Here is a 214-nt window from a genome sequence, read left to right as displayed (position 1 = left end):
TCGGCGCTGGAGGGCTTAACGGTCGTGTTCGAGATGGGTACGCGTGGAACCCCTCCGCCATTATCACCAAACCGGTTTTGAGCGATCCGAAGATCGACTCGTTGAAGGATTTCTCCTTCAAAACTGAACTCGAGCGATAAAACCACGGACTTCGTATTGCCCCGAAGGGCTCCTTAGAAAGGAGGTGATCCAGCCGCACCTTCCGATACGGCTA

1 rRNA gene is annotated in these 214 nt (G+C 54.2%); it reads right to left on the bottom strand.

The features are described from left to right. A 5S ribosomal RNA gene (rrf, locus tag KVT38_RS34555) occupies nt 1-71 on the bottom strand; the annotation flags it as partial. Nucleotides 72-214: the final 143 nt, after the last annotated feature.

It is taken from the genome of Cohnella sp. GbtcB17 (assembly GCF_019091135.1).
GTDB lineage: Bacteria > Bacillota > Bacilli > Paenibacillales > Paenibacillaceae > Cohnella.
This window is presented reverse-complemented; position numbering and strand designations above follow the sequence as displayed.